The 18,187-nt window shown below is 68.9% G+C and carries 18 protein-coding genes; 9 read left to right on the top strand and 9 right to left on the bottom strand.

The window, feature by feature from the left end; genetic code table 11:
- The first annotated feature begins 8 nt into the window (after positions 1–8).
- From E1202_RS24730 to E1202_RS24705, 6 genes are all read left to right on the top strand, one after another.
- Positions 9–1,571, top strand: a complete 1,563-nt coding sequence (locus tag E1202_RS24730) for a protein kinase family protein (RefSeq protein ID WP_132685527.1) — start codon at positions 9–11, stop codon at positions 1,569–1,571.
- 132 nt (positions 1,572–1,703) lie between these two features.
- Entirely contained in the window at positions 1,704–2,309 is a 606-nt protein-coding gene (gene sigM, locus E1202_RS24725) for an RNA polymerase sigma factor SigM (RefSeq protein ID WP_132685526.1), read from the top strand.
- Positions 2,306–3,130 carry an anti-sigma factor gene (locus E1202_RS24720; protein ID WP_207918904.1) on the top strand — a complete coding sequence of 275 codons (825 nt, stop codon included), beginning with the start codon at positions 2,306–2,308 and terminating at the stop codon, positions 3,128–3,130. Before sigM ends, E1202_RS24720 begins: the two co-directional genes overlap by 4 nt.
- Positions 3,131–3,298: 168 nt before the next feature.
- Positions 3,299–4,279 carry a thioredoxin-disulfide reductase gene (gene trxB / locus E1202_RS24715; protein ID WP_132685525.1) on the top strand — a complete coding sequence of 327 codons (981 nt, stop codon included), beginning with the start codon at positions 3,299–3,301 and terminating at the stop codon, positions 4,277–4,279.
- Positions 4,280–4,520: 241 nt separating this feature from the next.
- Positions 4,521–4,853, top strand: coding sequence for a thioredoxin (trxA, locus tag E1202_RS24710; RefSeq protein ID WP_328591016.1), 333 nt, complete (start codon positions 4,521–4,523; stop codon positions 4,851–4,853).
- A 331-nt stretch (positions 4,854–5,184) separates the two neighbouring features.
- A complete protein-coding gene (locus E1202_RS24705; protein WP_132677506.1) occupies positions 5,185–6,333 on the top strand; it encodes an N-acetylmuramoyl-L-alanine amidase in 1,149 nt (382 codons plus the stop codon).
- A 115-nt stretch (positions 6,334–6,448) separates the two neighbouring features.
- On the opposite strand, the gene E1202_RS24700 is transcribed toward E1202_RS24705, so the two are convergent.
- The gene (locus E1202_RS24700) at positions 6,449–7,075 is read right to left on the bottom strand and encodes a GNAT family N-acetyltransferase (protein WP_132677507.1); all 627 of its coding nucleotides are present in this window, start codon (positions 7,073–7,075) and stop codon (positions 6,449–6,451) included.
- Positions 7,076–7,443: 368 nt separating this feature from the next.
- On the opposite strand from E1202_RS24700, the gene E1202_RS24695 reads away from it, so the two are divergent.
- Positions 7,444–8,781: an aminotransferase-like domain-containing protein gene (locus E1202_RS24695; protein WP_132685523.1), complete on the top strand. Its 1,338-nt coding sequence runs from the start codon at positions 7,444–7,446 to the stop codon at positions 8,779–8,781.
- Positions 8,782–8,860: 79 nt separating this feature from the next.
- A complete protein-coding gene (locus tag E1202_RS24690; protein ID WP_132685522.1) occupies positions 8,861–9,811 on the top strand; it encodes a D-alanine--D-alanine ligase family protein in 951 nt (316 codons plus the stop codon).
- A 134-nt stretch (positions 9,812–9,945) separates the two neighbouring features.
- Here the strand turns inward: E1202_RS24690 and E1202_RS24685 are convergent, their stop codons facing one another.
- The 8 genes from E1202_RS24685 to rpmH all read right to left on the bottom strand — a co-directional run bounded on the left by E1202_RS24685 (position 9,946) and on the right by rpmH (position 15,347).
- Entirely contained in the window at positions 9,946–10,956 is a 1,011-nt protein-coding gene (locus tag E1202_RS24685) for a ParB/RepB/Spo0J family partition protein (protein ID WP_132685521.1), read from the bottom strand.
- A complete protein-coding gene (locus E1202_RS24680) occupies positions 10,953–11,882 on the bottom strand; it encodes a ParA family protein (RefSeq protein WP_281420613.1) in 930 nt (309 codons plus the stop codon). The genes E1202_RS24685 and E1202_RS24680 overlap by 4 nt, the downstream gene beginning before the upstream one ends.
- A 62-nt stretch (positions 11,883–11,944) precedes the next feature.
- The gene (rsmG, locus tag E1202_RS24675; RefSeq protein WP_132685520.1) at positions 11,945–12,640 is read right to left on the bottom strand and encodes a 16S rRNA (guanine(527)-N(7))-methyltransferase RsmG; all 696 of its coding nucleotides are present in this window, start codon (positions 12,638–12,640) and stop codon (positions 11,945–11,947) included.
- A gap of 273 nt (positions 12,641–12,913) precedes the next feature.
- Positions 12,914–13,465 (bottom strand): Jag family protein, encoded by a 552-nt coding sequence (locus E1202_RS24670; protein WP_132685519.1) that lies wholly within the window; start codon positions 13,463–13,465, stop codon positions 12,914–12,916.
- Positions 13,466–13,498: 33 nt separating this feature from the next.
- The gene (gene yidC, locus E1202_RS24665) at positions 13,499–14,407 is read right to left on the bottom strand and encodes a membrane protein insertase YidC (protein WP_132685518.1); all 909 of its coding nucleotides are present in this window, start codon (positions 14,405–14,407) and stop codon (positions 13,499–13,501) included.
- A gap of 5 nt (positions 14,408–14,412) precedes the next feature.
- A complete protein-coding gene (yidD, locus tag E1202_RS24660; protein ID WP_235878973.1) occupies positions 14,413–14,742 on the bottom strand; it encodes a membrane protein insertion efficiency factor YidD in 330 nt (109 codons plus the stop codon).
- Between the two features lie 17 nt (positions 14,743–14,759).
- Positions 14,760–15,191 carry a ribonuclease P protein component gene (gene rnpA / locus E1202_RS24655; protein WP_132685517.1) on the bottom strand — a complete coding sequence of 144 codons (432 nt, stop codon included), beginning with the start codon at positions 15,189–15,191 and terminating at the stop codon, positions 14,760–14,762.
- Between the two features lie 12 nt (positions 15,192–15,203).
- On the bottom strand, positions 15,204–15,347 hold the full coding sequence (rpmH, locus tag E1202_RS24650) for a 50S ribosomal protein L34 (RefSeq protein WP_132626978.1): 144 nt from the start codon (positions 15,345–15,347) through the stop codon (positions 15,204–15,206).
- A gap of 665 nt (positions 15,348–16,012) precedes the next feature.
- Here rpmH and dnaA point away from each other — a divergent pair.
- The gene (dnaA, locus tag E1202_RS24645) at positions 16,013–17,875 is read left to right on the top strand and encodes a chromosomal replication initiator protein DnaA (RefSeq protein WP_132685516.1); all 1,863 of its coding nucleotides are present in this window, start codon (positions 16,013–16,015) and stop codon (positions 17,873–17,875) included.
- Positions 17,876–18,187: the final 312 nt, after the last annotated feature.

Genomic DNA, 18,187 nt, shown 5'->3' with positions numbered 1-18,187 from the left:
GAGGGAAGGTGACCAGCAAACCCACCGAGCGGATCGCGGCGGACAGCGACGAACCGGAAGCCGATTCTTCGGCTGAGCAGCTCACACCTGGCCGGGTCTTGGACCACGGCCGGTATCGGCTGCTCTCCAAGGTCGGCTCGGACGAGCGCTGCAACGCCGAACTGTGGCGTGCCAAGGACGGAGTCCTGGGCCGCGACGTCGCGCTGACGATCCTGATCGGGGATCGCGCCGACGCGCAGGCCGCCACGAACGCGCGACGCACCCTGGAACGCGCGATGCACGCCAGCACCTTCAACCACGTCGGCGTCGCCCGGGTGCTCGACGTCGTCACGCAGTCCGCAGGTGATCCGCCCGGCGTTCTCGGCCTGGTCATCGCCGAATGGACGCACGGCACGGACCTTTTGGACCTGGTCGCCGAAGGACCGCTGCCGCCCGGAACCGCCGCTCGGCTGATGCAACCGCTGGCCGCCGCGGTCGAATCGGCGCACCACGCCGGTCTGGTCCTGGGCGCCGACCACCCGCAGCGCATCCGGGTCACGCCCGAAGGCGAAGTGCGGATGGCGTTCCCGGGCCCGCTCTCGCACGCCTCCTCCAGCGACGACGTGCGGGGGCTCGGCGCCGCGCTGTACCTGCTGCTGACCGGGCGCTGGGCGCTCGGCGACACGCCCGAGGGACTGCCGTCGGCTCCGACCGGACCGGACGGGAACCTCGTCGCACCGCGCACTCTCCGCCCGACCGTGCCGATGGAGCTGTCCACCGTCGCGGTTCGCGCGCTGGGCAACCCGGATTCGACCGGCACCACCGGGGGAGTCCGGACCGGCGCCGCCGTGCTGCGGGTGCTGGAGCAGTACGCGACCTACGAGCCGGCGAACACGCTGTCCAACGGCGCGCCGCCGGCCGAGTCCAACGAGGTGTGGCGCCGCGACGACCCGAAGCCCGACCAGGCCAAGCGCCGCAAGCTCGCGATCAGCGTCGGCGTGCTCGCGGTCGCGACGATCCTGGTGATCGGCTGGATCGCGGTCGGCGTGATCGGCATCTTCACCGAGTCGAACCAGTCCAGCGGCACCGGCACGGTGATCGAGGGCAACAACCCCGGAACCAACACCCAGCAACCACCGCCGCCGCAGGCGGCACCGGTGCGGGTCACGGAGGGGACGTCGTTCACCGCCCAGGGCGAGCCGGACGCGCCGGGGCGGATCAACAACCTCTTCGACGGTGACCCGAGCACCTACTGGTCGACCTTCGGCTACTTCCAGCAGCTCGGTCCCGGCGGCATCAACACCGCCACCGGTGCCGTGCTGACGCTGGAACGCCCGTCGGTGCTGCAGCAGATCGTCATCAACTCGCCGAGCGCGGGGGCGAAGGTCGAGATCCGGCAGGTCGACGGCTCGCCGAGCATGAACTCCAAGCTGCTCGGCAGCGCGGTCCTCGGTGCGGGCGACACCCCGATCAAGCTGGAGGCGGTCGCGCCCAGCAGCAAGATCATGGTGGTGCTCACCCAGCTGTCCCAGAAGGGCGGCGAGTACTCCTCCCAGATCAACGAGGTCACGGTCACCGGCTCGGTGGCCTGACCGCAGACACGATGAAGCGGATGTGATCGCAGTCACGATCACATCCGCTTTTTCGTTGGCTGACCAGGAGAATTCGATTCCATTTCCGCACGGGGCCCTACCCGTGATGCACGGTCAGTATTGTCTTGAGCCGTGTCTGTCCCTGCCCTCTCAGACGCCGATCTCATAGCGGCGCACACCAACGGGGATCCACATGCGTTCTCCGAGCTCTTCCGCCGACATCGGGACCGGCTGTGGGCCGTGGCCCTGCGGACCATGCGCGACCCCGATGAAGCGGCGGACGCGTTACAGGACGCGATGATCTCGGCCTTCCGCAACGCCGCGTCGTTCCGCGCCGAATCGGCCGTCACGACCTGGCTGCACCGGATCGTGGTGAACGCGTGCCTGGACCGGATCCGGCGCCGCCAGGCGCGGCCCACCGTTCCGCTGCCCGAGACCGGCCCCGAACCCGCGGTCCCGCGCGACGCGATCGCCGATCGGGACACCAGCATGGTCGTGCAGGAAGCCCTGTCCCAGCTCCCCGAGGACCAGCGAGCGGCGATCGTGCTGGTCGACGTGGAGGGGTATTCGGTGGCCGAAACCGCGGTGATGCTCGGCGTCGCCGACGGCACCGTCAAGAGCCGATGTGCACGCGGCCGGGCAAGACTCGCGAAACTTCTGGGGCACCTGCGGAACCCAAGTGCAGATGCGAACGTCCCAGATGACGCGATGGCCATGCGTCGACGGGAGGGACGATGAGTGGGGAGAGCCGGCGCACGGGGGCGCCGCAGGGACCACCTTGGTCCCTGGACCTGCTGGCCGATCTGCACGCAGGAGTGCTGGACGGACCGACCGCCGACGAACTGCGTCGTCAGGTCGAAGCGGACCCGGAGGCCAGGGAGATCATGGCGGCGCTCGACGCCACCACCACCGATCTCGCCGACCTGCCCCCGCTGACCGTTCCCGACGACGTCTCGGCGCGCATCGACGCGGCGCTGCAGGACGAGGTCCGGAACTGGACCCGCGAGTCCGCGCCCGCGCAACCCGCGCAGCAGATGGCAACGATGTCAACGCCCGCCGGGACCGAGGCGCAGGTCGTCGACTTCGCCGCGGCCAAGGCCCGCCGGCGCCGCAGGACGACCATCGGTGCCGGGCTGGTCGGTGTCGCCGCGGCGGCGGCCGCCGTGGTCTTCGCGGTGCTGCCCGGGACCGGCGACAACGACAACACCGCCCAGCCACCGGTCCCGACGTCCACCCGGCCGGGTGGAGGCCACGGCGCTCCGCTGGCCCTGGCCGGTGACCAGGTCACCCTCGACGGACAGCAGTTCTCGCAGGTCATGGCCTCGGACCAGTACGTGTCCACGCTCGCCGGCCCGCAGCAGCTGATCGGCTGCCTGCAGGCCAACGGCGTGCGGGGAGGCAAACCGATGGGCGCTCGCGAGATCACCCTCAACGGCCAACCCGCCCAGCTGCTGATCCTGCCGGGCGGTGGCCTCGGCGAGTTCCGGCTCTTAGCGGTCGGCACGGACTGCGGCCCGGGCAACCCCTCGACCGTCTCCGACAGCACCTTCGGCGGCTGAGCAGCACCGCCCGCAACGCGCCCGGCTCCCGCATCGTGGGAGGCACCGGGCGCGTTGTGCTGTGACGCACCGGGTCCCGGGGTTCGGGAACATCGCCGAATAGGATCGCGTTGATGCCAATACGGTCGCGCTCAGCGCGGCGGAGACGCTACGAAGGGAAGGGGCGCGGTGACCAGCGACGTCCGCAACGTGATCATCGTTGGTTCCGGTCCTGCCGGCTACACCGCTGCGGTGTACGCGGCACGGGCAGAGCTGGAGCCGGTGATCTTCGAAGGAACCCAGTTCGGTGGGGCACTGATGACCACCACCGACGTGGAGAACTACCCCGGGTTCAAAGACGGGATCATGGGTCCCGACCTGATGGAGCAGATGCGGTCGCAGGCCGAGCGCTTCGGCGCCGAGCTGCGCACCGAGGACGTCGAGCGCATCGACCTCTCCGGTGACGTCAAGACCGTCGTCGCAGGCGGGGTCGAGCACGAGGCCCGCGCGGTCATCCTCGCGATGGGTGCCGCCGCGCGCTACCTCGGCGTCCCGGGCGAGGAAACCCTGCTCGGCCGCGGTGTTTCCGCCTGCGCCACCTGCGACGGGTTCTTCTTCCGCGACCAGGACATCGCCGTGATCGGCGGTGGTGACTCGGCGATGGAGGAGGCCACCTTCCTGACCCGCTTCGCGAAGTCGGTGACGATCATCCACCGCCGCGACGAGTTCCGCGCCTCCAAGATCATGCTGGAGCGCGCTCGGGCCAACGAGAAGATCAAGTGGCTGACCAACAAGGCCGTCGAGGAAGTCCAGGGCGAGGGCAAGGTCGCCGGGCTGAAGCTGCGCGACACCGTCACCGGTGAGACCTCCGAGCTGGCCGTGAGCGGCATGTTCGTGGCCATCGGCCACGACCCGCGCAGCCAGCTGGTGCGCGGCCAGGTCGGTCTCGACGACGAGGGCTACGTGCAGGTGCAGCAGCCCAGCACGCACACCGGGGTGCCCGGCGTGTTCGCCTGCGGCGACCTGGTGGACCACACCTACCGGCAGGCCATCACCGCCGCCGGGTCCGGTTGCTCCGCCGCGATCGACGCCGAGCGCTGGCTCGCCGAGAACGAGATCCCGCAGGCCGAGATCGCCTCCGAGCTGGTCGGCGGCGGCTACGGGGCCTGAGCCCCGAGAACAATTCCACAGCGTGTCCCGGAACCGCGTGCGTGCGAGCGGCTCAGCCGCGAGCCAGGAGGTCCGCCCTCGCAGGTTGCACCGCCGCGGGTTCTGACACGTCGTCCGGTGAGTACGCCGCGACGCCGCGTAATTGGACGTACATCAGGAGTGGCGCAACGGAGCCGGGCGGCGTGTCAGGTTCCGCTACCCGCACCGCTGAGCAAACCGTCCCACCTTCAACAACAGGGAGATGAACATGGCCGGCAACACCGTGACCGTGGACGCCGATTCCTTCAAGACCACCGTCTTGGACAGCGACAAGCCCGTGCTGGTCGACTTCTGGGCGACCTGGTGCGGCCCGTGCAAGATGGTCGCCCCGGTGCTTGAGGAGATCGCCGACGAGCACGCCGACAAGATCACCGTCGCCAAGCTCGACATCGACCAGAACCCCAGCATCTCCCGCGACTACCAGGTCATGTCGGTCCCGACCCTGCTGATCTTCCAGAACGGCCAGCCGGTCAAGCAGATCGTCGGCGCCAAGCCCAAGGCCGCGCTGCTGTCGGACCTGTCCGACTACCTGTGATTTCGCTGTGAAGTCAGCCTCGTTTTGAGGCAACCGAATAACGCGCGCCCGCCGTCTTGTCGATAGGACAGTGACGGCGGGTTCGTGCTTTCACAGCACCGCCGCCGCGGCGGGACTCGTTTTCGCCGCAGCGAGGGATCATTCGCGTACGGTCCGTTGTCGCACGTCCGGCCCGGTGCTCGTAGGCCGCAGCGCCGGGGTACGGCGCACAAGGCACAATGACCCGACGGGTCCGCCCACCCGCGGGCCCGCTCCGCAAACGCAGAACTCGGGAGAATCCCGACAATCCTCCGCGTCGGTCTCGCCGACGCCTGAATCGAGCGAGGAGTGCATGCAGCTGCTCCACCGCGGTGACGTCGGTCCGGCCGTTGCCGAGATCAAGAACACCCTTGCGTCGCTGGGACTGCTGCCGGCAAACGGCCGGCCAGGGCCCGCGCTCTTCGACGAAGCGGTGGAACAAGCGGTACGCGGATTCCAGCAGCAGCGGGGCCTGATCACCGACGGAGTCGTCGGCCCGGCGACCTACCGCGCCCTGACCGACGCCCGCTGGCGCCTCGGTGACCGGTCGCTGGCATTCCTGGTGTCCAAGCCGGTCAGCGGCGACGACGTGTTCGCCCTGCAGGAGCGCCTGCTGGAGCTGGGCTACGACGCGGGCCGCCCGGACGGCATCTTCAGCGCCGAGACGGAGCAGGCGCTGCGCAGCTTCCAGCGCGACTACGGGCTCACCCCGGACGGCATCTGCGGCCCCGGCACCCTGCGCGCGCTCAAGCAGCTCGCTCCCAAGGTCCGCGGTGGCCGCCCGGTGTTCCTGCGCGAGCAGGAGAAGGTCCGGCGCGCCGGACCGCGGCTGCGCGGCAAGCGCATCGTGATCGACCCGGGCCACGGCGGCGGCGACCGCGGCGTGACCGTCGGGGACGTCTCCGAGGCCGACCTGACCTGGGACCTGGCCCGCCGGCTCGAAGGCCGGATGGTGGCCACCGGCATGGAAGCGCTGATCACGCGCGGCCCGAACGCCTGCCCGCCCGACTCGGACCGCGCCGCGTTCGCCAACGAGGCGGGCGCCGACATGTTCCTGTCGCTGCACGCCGACGCCAACCCGTCCCCGGGCGCCGAGGGCGTGGCGAGCTTCCACTTCGGCACCGGCAACGGCACCACCTCGACGGTGGGGGAGGCGCTGGCCGGATTCCTGCAGCGCGAGATCGTCGCCCGCACCGGGATGCGCGATTGCCGCACCCACCCGAAGACCTGGGACGTGCTCCGGCTGACCCGGATGCCCGCCGTCCGCATGGAGATCGGCTACCTGACCAACGAGCACGACCGCAACCGCCTGCTCGACCCGTCGTTCCGCGACGTGGTGGCCGAGGGCCTGCTGGTCGCTGTGAAGCGCCTGTACCTGCTCGGCAAGGACGACCAGCCGACCGGGACCTTCACCTTCGACGACCTGCTGCGGCACGAGCTGGCACGCGCCGAGGGCGCCTGAGGGCCTCTCAACCGCTCGTTGTCGACCACCTCGAGCAGCTGGCACCACCGCGGGTTCTGAGCGGCTCTCAGGCGGAGACAGCCGGGGAGTCGCTCAGGTTCCGATCAACGTTCGGTCAGGCACCGCCGACGGCGGGTTCCGCCGTCTTGATGGTCACGGACGTCAGCAGGCGCTCCAGGGCCGCCTCGACGTCCTCCTTCCAGCTGATGGCGGTGCGCAGCTCCAGGCGCATCCGCGGCCACTTGGGGTGCTGGCGGACGGTCTTGAAACCGACCTGCTGGAGGAACCCGGCCGGGATCACGCATCCGTCGGCTTCGCCGGTGAGGTCGCCGAACGCCTCGACGGCCTTCACACCGCGCCGGGTGAGGTCCTTGGCAACGTTCTGCACCAGGACGCGCCCCAGGCCGCCCTCCTCGAACTCCGTGGTCACCTTCAACGCCGTGAGCAGCACGGCGTCCGCGCTCACCGGCGCGGTGGGGAAGGACGCGGCACGCGGGACGGCGGCCGGCGGCGCGTAGATCGCGTATCCGGCCGGGACACCGTCGACGTAGATGATGCGCCCGCAGGAGCCCCACTCCAGCAGGACGCTGGAGACCCAGGCCTCCTTCTCGAGCTCGGTCTCGCCGAACTCCTCCGCCTGCTCCCTGATGTGCGGTGCGAGCTCCCAGTAGACGCACCGGCGACACCTCGGGGGCAGGTGGTCGAGGTTGTCCAGCGTGATGCCGACCACGCGTCGCGACACCTGACCTCCTGGCAAGCCGCAATTGCCCGCACGCGACCACGGCGGGTTGACGCCAGAATAAGCCGCTGGCCGGCCGGACGGCTAGCACCGCTACACACCCGGGCCGCCTCGAAGGGGTGACATCCCTAACCGCAACCGAACCAAGATCCAACGGGCGGACTCCGACGACCAGCGCCAACCTGTTGTTCCACGTGAAACAACGGCCGAAAAGCGCCCGAGGCGCCCGCCGCCACCGGGCACGAGCACGACCACCGACGAGAGACCTGTTACACAGGCGATACCGCGGAACGATAGGGCCTATAGAATCGCCCGATCGTTTGTACGAGCTGCAAACGCGCTGGTGCGCCTAACCGAAACGGGAGCGCGATATGTCGGATCAAGGAAGCCAACCGGACCAGCCTGACCACTCCGTGGACAAGGCGGCCCGCAACCTGGACGCGTACCGGGCTCGTTACGCCGAGCGGACCGCCGGGATGACCGCCTCCGAGATCCGAGCTCTCTTCGCCGTCGCCAGCCGCCCCGAGGTGGTCTCGCTGGCGGGCGGCATGCCGAACCTCGCCGCCCTCCCGCTGGACTCCCTGGCCACCGAGGTGGCCAGGCTGGTGTCCGAGGACGGGCAGGTCGCGCTGCAGTACGGCTCCGCTCACGGCGTGCCGGAACTGCGCGAGCAGATCTGCGAGGTCATGGCCCTGGAGGGGATCAGCGCCCACCCGGACGACGTGGTGGTGACCGCCGGCTCCCAGATGGGCCTGGACATGGTGACCCGCATCTTCTGCGACCCGGGTGACGTGATCCTCGCCGAGGGCCCGTCCTACGTGGGCGCGCTGGGTTCGTTCGGCGCCTACCAGGCCGAGGTCGTTCACGTCGCCATGGACGAGGACGGCCTGCAGCCCGAGGCGCTGCGCCAGGCGATCGCGGACCTGGGCAAGCAGGGCAAGCGGATCAAGTTCCTGTACACGATCCCGAACTTCCACAACCCGGGCGGCATCACGCTGGCGGTGAACCGGCGGGCGGAGGTCCTGGAGATCTGCCGCCAGGCGGACATCCTCGTCGTCGAGGACAACCCGTACGGCCTGCTGGGCTTCGACGGGAAGCCGTACCCGGCGCTGCGCAGCATGGACCCGGACAACGTGGTGTACCTGGGTTCGTTCTCGAAGACCTTCGCATCGGGTCTGCGGGTGGGCTGGGTGCTGGCCCCGCTGGCGATCAGGGAGAAGCTGGTCCTCACGGCCGAGTCGGCCACGCTGTGCCCGCCCACGCTGAACCAGATGATCGTCTCCCGCTACCTGTCGACGCACGACTGGCAGGGCCAGATCAAGATCTTCCAGGAGCAGTACCGGGAACGCCGCGACGCGATGATGTCCGCGCTGGAGCAGCACATGCCGGCGGGGTGCACGTGGACGAAGCCGGAGGGCGGCTTCTTCGTCTGGCTGACCGTGCCGGAGGGCGTGGACACGAAGGCGATGCTGCCGCGCGCGGTGACCCAGCGGGTCGCCTACGTCTCCGGAACCGGCTTCTACCGGGACGGGTTCGGCAGCCGTCAGATGCGGTTGTCCTACTGCTACCCGACGCCGGAGCGGATCCGCGAGGGTGTGCGCCGGCTCGCCAACACGCTGTCCGAGGAGATGGAGCTGGTTCGCACCTTCGGTACCGTGCCGCCCAGGAGCGTGCCGGGACCGCAGGCGCCGTCGCCCGACACCGCGTGAGTTTTCCCCATCCACACGACCGGTCCACTGCGCCTGATCTGGTGCAGTGGACCGCTACTTTTCCGAGGTGCTGAAGAGAGTGTCTGATCGCTGGGTTGCCGTGCTCGCCGGTGGGCTTTCGCACGAGCGCGATGTGTCGCTGCGTTCCGGCCGCCGGTTGTCCGCCGCGCTGCGCTCGGTCGGCATGACCGTCGCGGAGTGGGACGCCGATGCCCGGCTGCTGTCCCGACTCACCGAGGAGCAGCCGGACGCGGTGGTCATCGCCCTGCACGGCGGCGAAGGGGAGAACGGCTCGGTGCAGGCCGTGCTGGACATGCTCGGCATCCCCTACGTCGGAACCGGTCCGCACGCTTCCCGTCGCACCTGGGACAAGCCCACTGCGAAGGCTGAGGTGGCCCGTGCCGGGCTGACCACTCCGGACTGGGTGGCACTGCCGCACGCGACCTTCCGCGAGCTGGGAGCGCAAGCAGTGCTGGACGCGCTCGTGAGCAAGCTCGGTCTGCCGCTGATGCTCAAGCCGGACCAGGGCGGCTCGGGACTGGGCGCCCAGGTGGTGCGCGACGCGGCGAACCTGCCGTCGGCGATGGTGGGCGCGCTGTCCTACGGGGACGCGGTTCTGGTCGAGCGCTTCATCGAGGGGACCGAGGTCGCGATCACCGTCGTCGAGGGACCGGACGGGCCGGAGGCGCTGCCGGCAGTCGAGATCGAAGCGGCCGACGGCGTCTACGACTACACCGCTCGCTACACCGCCGGGCTGACGAACTACCGGTCCCCGGCGGACATCTCCGCCGACACCGCCGCGGCAGCGGGCGAGCTGGCGATCGCCGCGCACAAGCTGCTCGGGCTGCGCGACATCTCGCGGACGGACGCGATCATCGACACCGACGGCGTCCCGCACTTCCTCGACGCGAAGGTGTCGCCCGGGCTGACCGAGACCTCGCTCCTGCCGATGGCCGTCGAAGCCGCCGGGCGTTCACTGGGGGAGACCTACGCCGGACTCGTCGAGCGGGCGATCAAGCGCGGCGGGTGACTCGCGCGTTTCACGTGAAACAAAAGCGGCGGACTCCGTGGAGTCCGCCGCTTTGTCGTCGATCGCCGACCGTCACCGAGGTCGCCCGATTCGATCACGATCAGTAATCATCACCGTGACGTAAGGCCCCGGTGTCATTCCTCGCTGATTCCGCGGGCCTCATGACCCAAGATCAACTCCGCGATGCGCTCAAGATCGTCGACCGACCCGTATTCGATGACGATCTTGCCCTTCCGGCTCCCGCGAGCCACCTTCACCTTGGTGTCGAAGTGGTTCGCGAGCCGGTCCGCCAGCCGATCGAACCCAGGCGCCTGGATCTGCTTCTTCGCCGAGGACTTCTCCTTCGCAGGAGCCTCGGACTTCTTGAGCGTCACCTGCTCCTCGGTCGCGCGGACCGAAAGACCCTCCGCGACGATCCGCTTCGCCAGGTCCTCCTGGTGCCCGACGTCCTCGAGGCTCAGCAGCGCGCGGGCGTGGCCGGCCGACAGCACGCCGACGGCGACCCGACGCTGGACTTCGAGGGGGAGGCGCAGCAGCCGGATGGTGTTGGTGATGACCGGACGGCTCCGACCGATCCGGTCCGCGAGTTCATCGTGAGTAACGCCGAACTCGTCCAGCAGCTGCTGGTAGGCCGCCGCCTCTTCCAGCGGGTTGAGCTGCACGCGGTGGATGTTCTCCAGCAGCGCGTCCCGGAGCAGCGCGTCGTCCTTGGTCTCGCGGACGATCGCGGGGATGTACTCCAGACCGGCCAGCTGGGAGGCGCGCCACCGGCGCTCGCCCATGATCAGCTCGTACTGATCGTCCTCGATCTCGCGCACCACGATGGGCTGCATGAGCCCGAACTCGCGGATCGAGTGCTCCAACTCGTTGAGCGCTTCCTCGTCGAAGACCTGACGAGGCTGCTTCGGGTTGGGGTTGATCGATGCGATGGCGATCTCTTTGTAGACGGCACCCGCGACGGATCCCTGCGCCTCGCTCTCCGTTTCACGTGAAACGGAGGGCTCGGGCTGGGAGCCGCCGTACGCGGGCCCACCACGGACCCCTGAGGACGCCCCGCCCAGCGTGGCGCCATCGGCACCGGCTGGGGGAGCGCTCGGGATCAGCGCGGCGATACCGCGGCCCAGACCACCTCGTCGCTCGGTCATGCTGTCTTCCTTTCGGCACCCCGCTCCGCGATCTCTCGCGCCGCGTCCAGGTAGCTCATCGAGCCTCGTGATCCCGGATCGTAGGTCAGCACAGTCTGACCGAAGCCCGGAGCCTCAGAAATCTTCACGCTACGCGGAATCACCGTCCGCAGGGTCAGGTCACCGAAGTGACCGCGCACCTCGGCGGTGACCTGATCGGCGAGCTTGGTTCGCCCGTCGTACATCGTCAGCAGGATCGTCGAGACCCACAGCGCCGGGTTGAGGTGGGACTGCACCAGCTCGATGTTGCGGAGCAGCTGTCCCAGACCCTCCAGCGCGTAGTACTCGCACTGGATCGGGATCAGCACCTCGTGCGCGGCGACCAACGCGTTCACCGTGAGCAGCCCGAGCGACGGCGGGCAGTCCACGAAGACGTAGTCGAAGTCCAGCGCCTCGACCGCTTCGGAGTTCAGCGCCTCCTTCAGACGGCCTTCACGAGCCACCATCGTGACGAGCTCGATCTCCGAGCCGGCGAGGTCGATCGTGGCCGGAACGCAGAAGAGGTTGTCCGACTGGGTGCTCTTGGCGGCCGCGTCCGCGACGCTGATCTCGCCGAGGAGCACCTCGTAGACCGAGGGGACGCCACCGCGGTGCTCGACACCGAGCGCGGTGCTCGCGTTGCCCTGCGGGTCGAGGTCGATCACCAGAACCTTGAGCCCGTGCAGCGCCAGACCGGCCGCGAGATTCACCGTGCTCGTCGTCTTGCCGACGCCGCCCTTCTGGTTGGCCACGGTGATGATGCGCCGGTTCTTGGGGCGGGGGAGGTCCAGCTCGTCGGGGTGCAGCACGCGCGTCGCGCGTTGCGCCTCCTCCATGATCGGAGTCCAGCCGATGTCGTCCCGGCCGAAGCTCATGGCGTTGGTCTCCGGGCCGGAGGGGAATCGCATGGCGCCCATCGCGCGCCCCCTTGTTTCACGTGAAACCCGACCCGCTCCGTTTTCCTCCGGATTCACCGTCCACGTTCCTTTCTCGCTCGACGTGTCTCACGACGCCGACCGGACGAGGTTCGGGCCGCCGCGACCCGCTCCACCACGACAACGGTCGTCGGCACATCGAGTACGCCGACACCGCATGATTTGACATCGCCACGACCGCCACCGGCCGCAGCGATCGCCGCCGCATCCCGTTCGAGTTCCTCAGCCGCGCTGTCGCCCTTCATGGCGAGCAGTAGGCCGTCCTGCCGCAGCAGCGGGAGAGACCACTTCGCGAGCCGTTCCATCGGCGCCACGGCGCGCGCGGTCACGACGTCCTGATCGGCAAGTCGTTCGCGCACCGGCCCCTCCTCGGCACGACCACGCACCACCTCAACGGTGAGTGCCAGCTCGGTGATGACTTCCTGCAACCACGTCACCCGCCGAGCCATCGGCTCCAGCAAGGTGAGGGTGAGATCCGGGCGAGCGATCGCCAACGGGATGCCCGGCAACCCCGCCCCAGAGCCTACGTCGACAACCCGGCTTTGAGGGGGGAGCAACTCCGCAATCACAGCAGAGTTCAGCAGATGTCTTTCCCAGAGCCGGTCCAATTCGCGTGGACCGATCAATCCGCGACGGATTCCGTGCTCGTGGAGTAACTCGGCGAACCTCTCCGCCAACTCCACTCGCTCGCCGAAAACGACCCGCGCCGCCTCGGGCGCACCTCCGGTCAAGACATTCACCCCGCTGTTTCACGTGAAACCAAAGACTTCGCGTCTAGCCTGCCGGATCGCGATCCGAAGCCGCGCACCAACCCGCTGTTTCACGTGAAACCACGCCGAACGAGTACCGGCGAGGCCAAGGACCATTCAGCCAGACCAGAGTTTCAGAACGGTTGCACCACGACTACAGCCCAGTCCGAGGCACGGCACACCGGTAAGTGTTCAAGTCGACAAAACGCCCCCGCCGGACCGAAGTCCGACGGGGGCGTTCAGCGGGGGAGGGCGTCAGCTCTTGAAGACGACGACCTTGCGGTTGGGCTCTTCGCCTTCGCTCTCGCTGTAGACCCCATCGATCGCCGCGACGGCGTCGTGGATGATCTTCCGCTCGAACGGGGTCATCGGCCGCAGCCGAGCCTCCTGGCCGCTCTCGAGGACTTCCTCGGCGGTGGACCGGCCGATCTCGGAGAGCTCCTCGCGGCGCCCGGCTCGCCAGCCGGCGACGTCGAGCATGAGCCGGCTGCGCACGCCGGTGTCCTGCTGAACGGCGAGCCTGGTCAGCTCCTGCAGGGCTTCGAGGACCTGGCCGCGACCGCCGACGAGCTTCTCGAGGTCGGAGCCTCCGTCGATGCTCACCACCGCACGTCCGGCCTCGACATCGAGGTCGATGTCTCCGTCGTAGTCGAGCAGGTCGAGCAGCCGCTCCAGGTAGTCGCCCGCGACGTCACCTTCCTGCACCAGCAGGGCCTCGGTGTTGGACACCTCGGGGGAGGACTCGTCGTTGGCGGGGGAGTCGGTGGCCTCGGCGACGGCCGGGCTCTCCTGCACAGTTTCAGACACTGGGTGTCTCCTCTCCAGGGGTTCGCGACGGGGTCAGCGGGTCTCGCCCGGCTTGTCCGTGTCACGAGCGCGGTCTTCGATCACCCCGGGGATCTCACCGGGTTGGTCATCGGGCGCCTTCTCAGCAGTGGTGCTGTCGACGACCGCGGGCGCGTCAGCGGACGCAGCCTCCTCGCGATCGATCCGGCGGTACACCACTCGTTGCTGTCCCAGCGTCCAGAAGTTGTTGGCCAGCCAGTAGATCAGAATGGCCAGCGGGAGGAACGGACCACCGACGATAGCGAACATCGGGAAGATCCACAGCATCAGTTTGTTGGTCATCGCCGCCTGCGGACTGGCGGCGGCCTCGGGGCTCTGCCGCTGCAGCGAGTGCCGGGCGGTGAAGTGCGTGGCGATCGCAGCGGCGATCATCAGCGGCACAGCGACGGTCATCATCGACAGCCGGTCGGTGCCGAACGTGGCGAGCAGCTCGGCCGGCTGACTGAGCGTGTTGGACAGCTTCGCGCCGAACAGATCGGCCTCGACGAAGGAGGCGACGTCGGCGGCGTTGAACACGAAGTTGCCGGGGGCGCCGGGCTTGAAGCCGTTGAGCACGTGGAAGAGACCGATGAACACCGGGACCTGCACGAGCATGGGCAGGCAGCCGGAGAGCGGGTTGAAGCCCTGCTCGGTCTGGAGCTTCTGCATCTCCGCGGCGAGCTTCTGCTTGTCGTCGCCGTGCTTCTCCTGCAGCTCCCGCACCAGGGGAGCGAACTCCTGCATCTTCTTCATCGACCGCACCTGGTGCACGAACGGCTTGAACAGCAGAACGCGCAGGGTGAAGACCAGGAAGATGACCGAGAGCGCCCAAGCGAACCCGCTCGACGGTTCGAGCACGGAGCCGAAGACCTTGTGCCAGAACCAGAGGATGGCCGACACGGGGTAGTAGATGAAGTCCAGCACGCGGGCTACTCCTCGGCGGGTTTGTCGGAAAGGCGAATGCCGGCTCGCCGCTCACGGTGTGGTGGGACCGGGTCCAGTCCTCCGGGGTGCCAGGGGCCGCAGCGCAGGAGCCTGCGGACGGTGAGCCATCCGCCGCGGAACAACCCGTGCACGGTCAGCGCCTCGACAGCGTAGGCGCTGCAGCTGGGGTAGAACCGGCACATCGGCGGCAGCAGCGGGGAGATGACCTTGCGGTAGACGTGCACCGGGCCGAGCAGGAGCCAGGCGGACAGGTGGGGTTTGCGCCCCGCACGACTTTCGTCATGCGATTCGTCATGCCGCCGATCCGGTGCCATCTCCTGCAACCCCGCCATCACCTGCTGTCCGGGTCATCGGGGTAACGGACGCGAAGCTTCTTCAACGCCGCGTCGATGTCCGTGCCGAGCTCCCGGCTGGACGCGTCCGCTGCCGGAGGCAGCGCCCGGACCACCACCAGTGTGCCAGCGGGCAGGTCCGGGAGGCGGTCGCGCATCAAGTGACGCAGACGGCGGGCGACCCGGTGGCGCACCACCGCGACACCCACGGCCTTGCTGACGACAAAACCCACCCGGGTCGAAGCAGACGAATCCCGGGTGGGTGCCGTATTAGCTTGAGCCTCCGGCTTGGCCTCACCACAGTCCCGAGCCCGGGTCTGATCCGGGCGCAGGACGTGGACCACCAGTCGGGGACGTCCGGCCCGACGACCACGACGGACCACCAGGCGAAAGTCCTGGTTCCTGGTCAGCCGGGCTGCCGTGGGAAGCACGGCCGGACGCGATCAGGCAGACAGCTGCGCGCGGCCCCGGCGACGGCGCGTGGCCACGATGGCCCGGCCGGCGCGAGTGCGCATGCGCAGCCGGAACCCGTGCTTCCTGGCACGGCGGCGGTTGTTCGGCTGGAAAGTGCGCTTGCCCTTGCTCACGGTCGGATCTCCCGGTTACTACAGGCACCGATGGTCGCCTTCGGACCACGGTTCGGTCTTGGTGTCCCCGGTTCTTCAACCCGCAGGTCCGCAGGTTACGGACCAAGAGCCGCAAGGCCGGGCGTGATGTCGGCGCGCCGACATGCCCGCTGCACAAGCGGGGGACTGTACGAGGGTACGCCAGAGCCAACAGCAGGTTCACAGCCGGGGTCGGCATCCGGCGATATCGGCCCCATAACGAAGGTGGCCAGGTCCGGCGAAGAGGGTCGCGAGGCTCGCGGAGATGTCCGCGCTGGTGATCGGGTCACCGCTCGTCGACACCGAAGAGCCTGCCACATCACGATCTCCGCGAGGCCGCGGGGACCTGCTTGTGGCTGAGGCCGCCGCTTGTTAGCGTGCCTCCCTGCGATGTCGCAGACCGGTGGTTGGGAGCATCGGTCGGCAGTCAGGGGGAACTGACCTGGATCGCAGGGGTACTACGGCCCCAGGGGGAAACACCGGAACGGGCTGCCGTACCTTCATACACAAGCTGTGGACAACTCTGTGGACACGTGTGTCCATCGAGTCGCCCACTCATTCCGTGGTACCCGCTACCCGTGCAACCTTGGGGGTTGGGGACGGGGGCCGCAACCGGGGAGCATCAAGCGAGGGGAGGGGAGCAGGCGGTGTCCGACCACCAAGCCGATCTCGGTCGAGTTTGGGAAGAGGTGGTGCAGGAGCTGTCCTCCGGCACTCTCTCGCCGCAGCAACGCGCGTGGATGCGGGTCACCCGCCCCATCGGGCTGCTCGACGGGACCGCGCTGCTGGCCGCTCCGAGCGACTTCGCGAAGGAAGCCATCGAACGCGCGCTGCGCGATCCCATCACCGATGCCCTCTCCCGCCGTCTCGGCCGCGACGTCTCGCTGGCCGTGAAGGTCGACACCGCGGTGCCCGCGCCGACCCGCCCGGTCGCCGCGCCGGCGCCCGCACCTGCCCCGGAGACGTGGAGTCCGCGCGGCGGCGGCGACCAGTCGTCGTCCAGCTACATCTCCGTTCCCGGTTACGGCGGCGACAGCTCCTTCGGGCACACGGCGCACACCGGGTCGATCGGGCACACGGGATCCATCCCGATCGTGCCCAGCGCCGGTCCGCACAGCGCCGGTTCTCCCAGCTCAGAGCCCCAGGGCAGGCACGCCGCGCCCGAACCGAAGCCCAAGGCCGCGGACATCGACTTCCCGACGGCCGAGTTCAAGTGGCCCAACGGCGAGGTCCCGAAGCCCGCTACGGCCAAGCCGGAACCCGAGGCCGAACCGGAGCCCGAGCCCGCCGAACCCGCGGCGGAGAGCTCCGAGCCCTCCGCCGGTTCGAGCTCGGCCGAGCCCGAACCCGGTGAGCAGGCCGCTGACGAGGGCGTGTGGCCGACCTTCGGTCGCGGCCAGGGCGGTCAGACGATCCCGTCGGCCGAGCCGCAGCAGGGCCAGCCGTTCACAGCGCCCAAGCACGCGCCGCCGACCTCGCAGACCAGGCTCAACGCCAAGTACACCTTCGACACCTTCGTGATCGGTTCGTCGAACCGTTTCGCGCACGCCGCCGCGGTCGCCGCGGCCGAGGCACCCGCTCGGGCGTACAACCCCCTGTTCATCTGGGGCGAGTCGGGTCTCGGCAAGACGCACCTGCTGCACGCGGTCGGGCACTACACGCAACGGCTGTTCCCCGGGATGCGCGTCCGGTACGTCTCGACCGAGGAATTCACCAACGACTTCATCAACTCGCTGCGCGACGACCGGCAGGTGGCGTTCCAGCGCCGCTACCGGGACGTCGACGTGCTGCTGGTCGACGACATCCAGTTCCTGGAGGGCAAGGAAGGTACTCAGGAGGAGTTCTTCCACACCTTCAACACGCTGCACAACTCCAACAAGCAGATCGTGGTGTCCTCCGACCGGCCGCCGAAGGGGCTGCGCACGCTGGAGGACCGGCTGCGCACCCGGTTCGAGTGGGGTCTGATCACCGACATCCAGCCGCCTGAGCTGGAGACCCGGATCGCGATCCTCCGCAAGAAGGCGGCCCAGGACCGGATGAACGCGCCGGCCGACGTGCTGGAGTTCATCGCCTCCCGCATCGAGCGCAACATCCGCGAGCTGGAGGGCGCGCTGATCCGGGTCACGGCGTTCGCGTCGCTGAACCGCCAGCCCGTCGACCTGCAGCTGGCCGAGATCGTGCTGCGCGATCTGATCCCGGACTCGCAGACCCCGGAGATCACCGCGCCGACGATCATGGCGGTCACCGCGGACTACTTCGGCGTGACCATGGACGACCTCTGCGGGCCCGGCAAGACGAAGGCGCTGGCCCAGGCCCGGCAGATCGCGATGTACCTGTGCCGGGAGCTGACGGACTCGTCGCTGCCGAAGATCGGGCAGTACTTCGGCAGCCGTGACCACACCACGGTCATGTACGCCGACAAGAAGATCCGCAAGGAGATGGCGGAGCGCCGGCGCGTGTACGAGCACGTCCAGGAGCTGACCGCCCGCATCAAGCAGCAGTCCCGCTGATCGACCGCACGACGCCGAGGACAACCGCCGTCCGAGTAGTTCTCGGTCCTTCCCGCACACCGCCCACCGGACCAAGCCGGTCAACGCGTGGCTCTGACCTGCTCTTTTTCGCCGTCAGCCGCTCATTTCGCCGCTGACGGGATTTTGCGGGTCCCCTGGTGTGATTCCCTGGGCCGCGCGCGGCCCATCTTTCTGGTACTGGGGTCTGCCCCGACCCACCCGCCGCAGCAGAAATGTTCCGGCGTTCCGACGCGGGTCCACCCCTGCCCGCGCGCCCCGCACCGGTGCCCGCCGAGGTGCTCGCGAGGTTTC

Origin of the sequence: Saccharopolyspora karakumensis (assembly GCF_004349225.1) — a bacterium.
Classification (GTDB): Bacteria; Actinomycetota; Actinomycetes; order Mycobacteriales; family Pseudonocardiaceae; genus Saccharopolyspora; species Saccharopolyspora endophytica.
Note: the sequence above shows the minus strand (reverse complement) of the source record. Positions and strands in the feature narration are given on the sequence as shown.

Coding starts and splice junctions, on each gene's coding strand:
- E1202_RS24720 (WP_207918904.1), top strand. CDS start 2,306: ATGAGTGGGGAGAGCCGGCGCACGGGGGCGCCGCAGGGACCACCTTGG.
- trxA (WP_328591016.1), top strand. CDS start 4,521: ATGAACATGGCCGGCAACACCGTGACCGTGGACGCCGATTCCTTCAAG.
- E1202_RS24705 (WP_132677506.1), top strand. CDS start 5,185: ATGCAGCTGCTCCACCGCGGTGACGTCGGTCCGGCCGTTGCCGAGATC.
- E1202_RS24695 (WP_132685523.1), top strand. CDS start 7,444: ATGTCGGATCAAGGAAGCCAACCGGACCAGCCTGACCACTCCGTGGAC.
- E1202_RS24685 (WP_132685521.1), bottom strand. CDS start 10,956: ATGACCGAGCGACGAGGTGGTCTGGGCCGCGGTATCGCCGCGCTGATC.
- E1202_RS24680 (WP_281420613.1), bottom strand. CDS start 11,882: ATGCGATTCCCCTCCGGCCCGGAGACCAACGCCATGAGCTTCGGCCGG.
- yidD (WP_235878973.1), bottom strand. CDS start 14,742: ATGGCACCGGATCGGCGGCATGACGAATCGCATGACGAAAGTCGTGCG.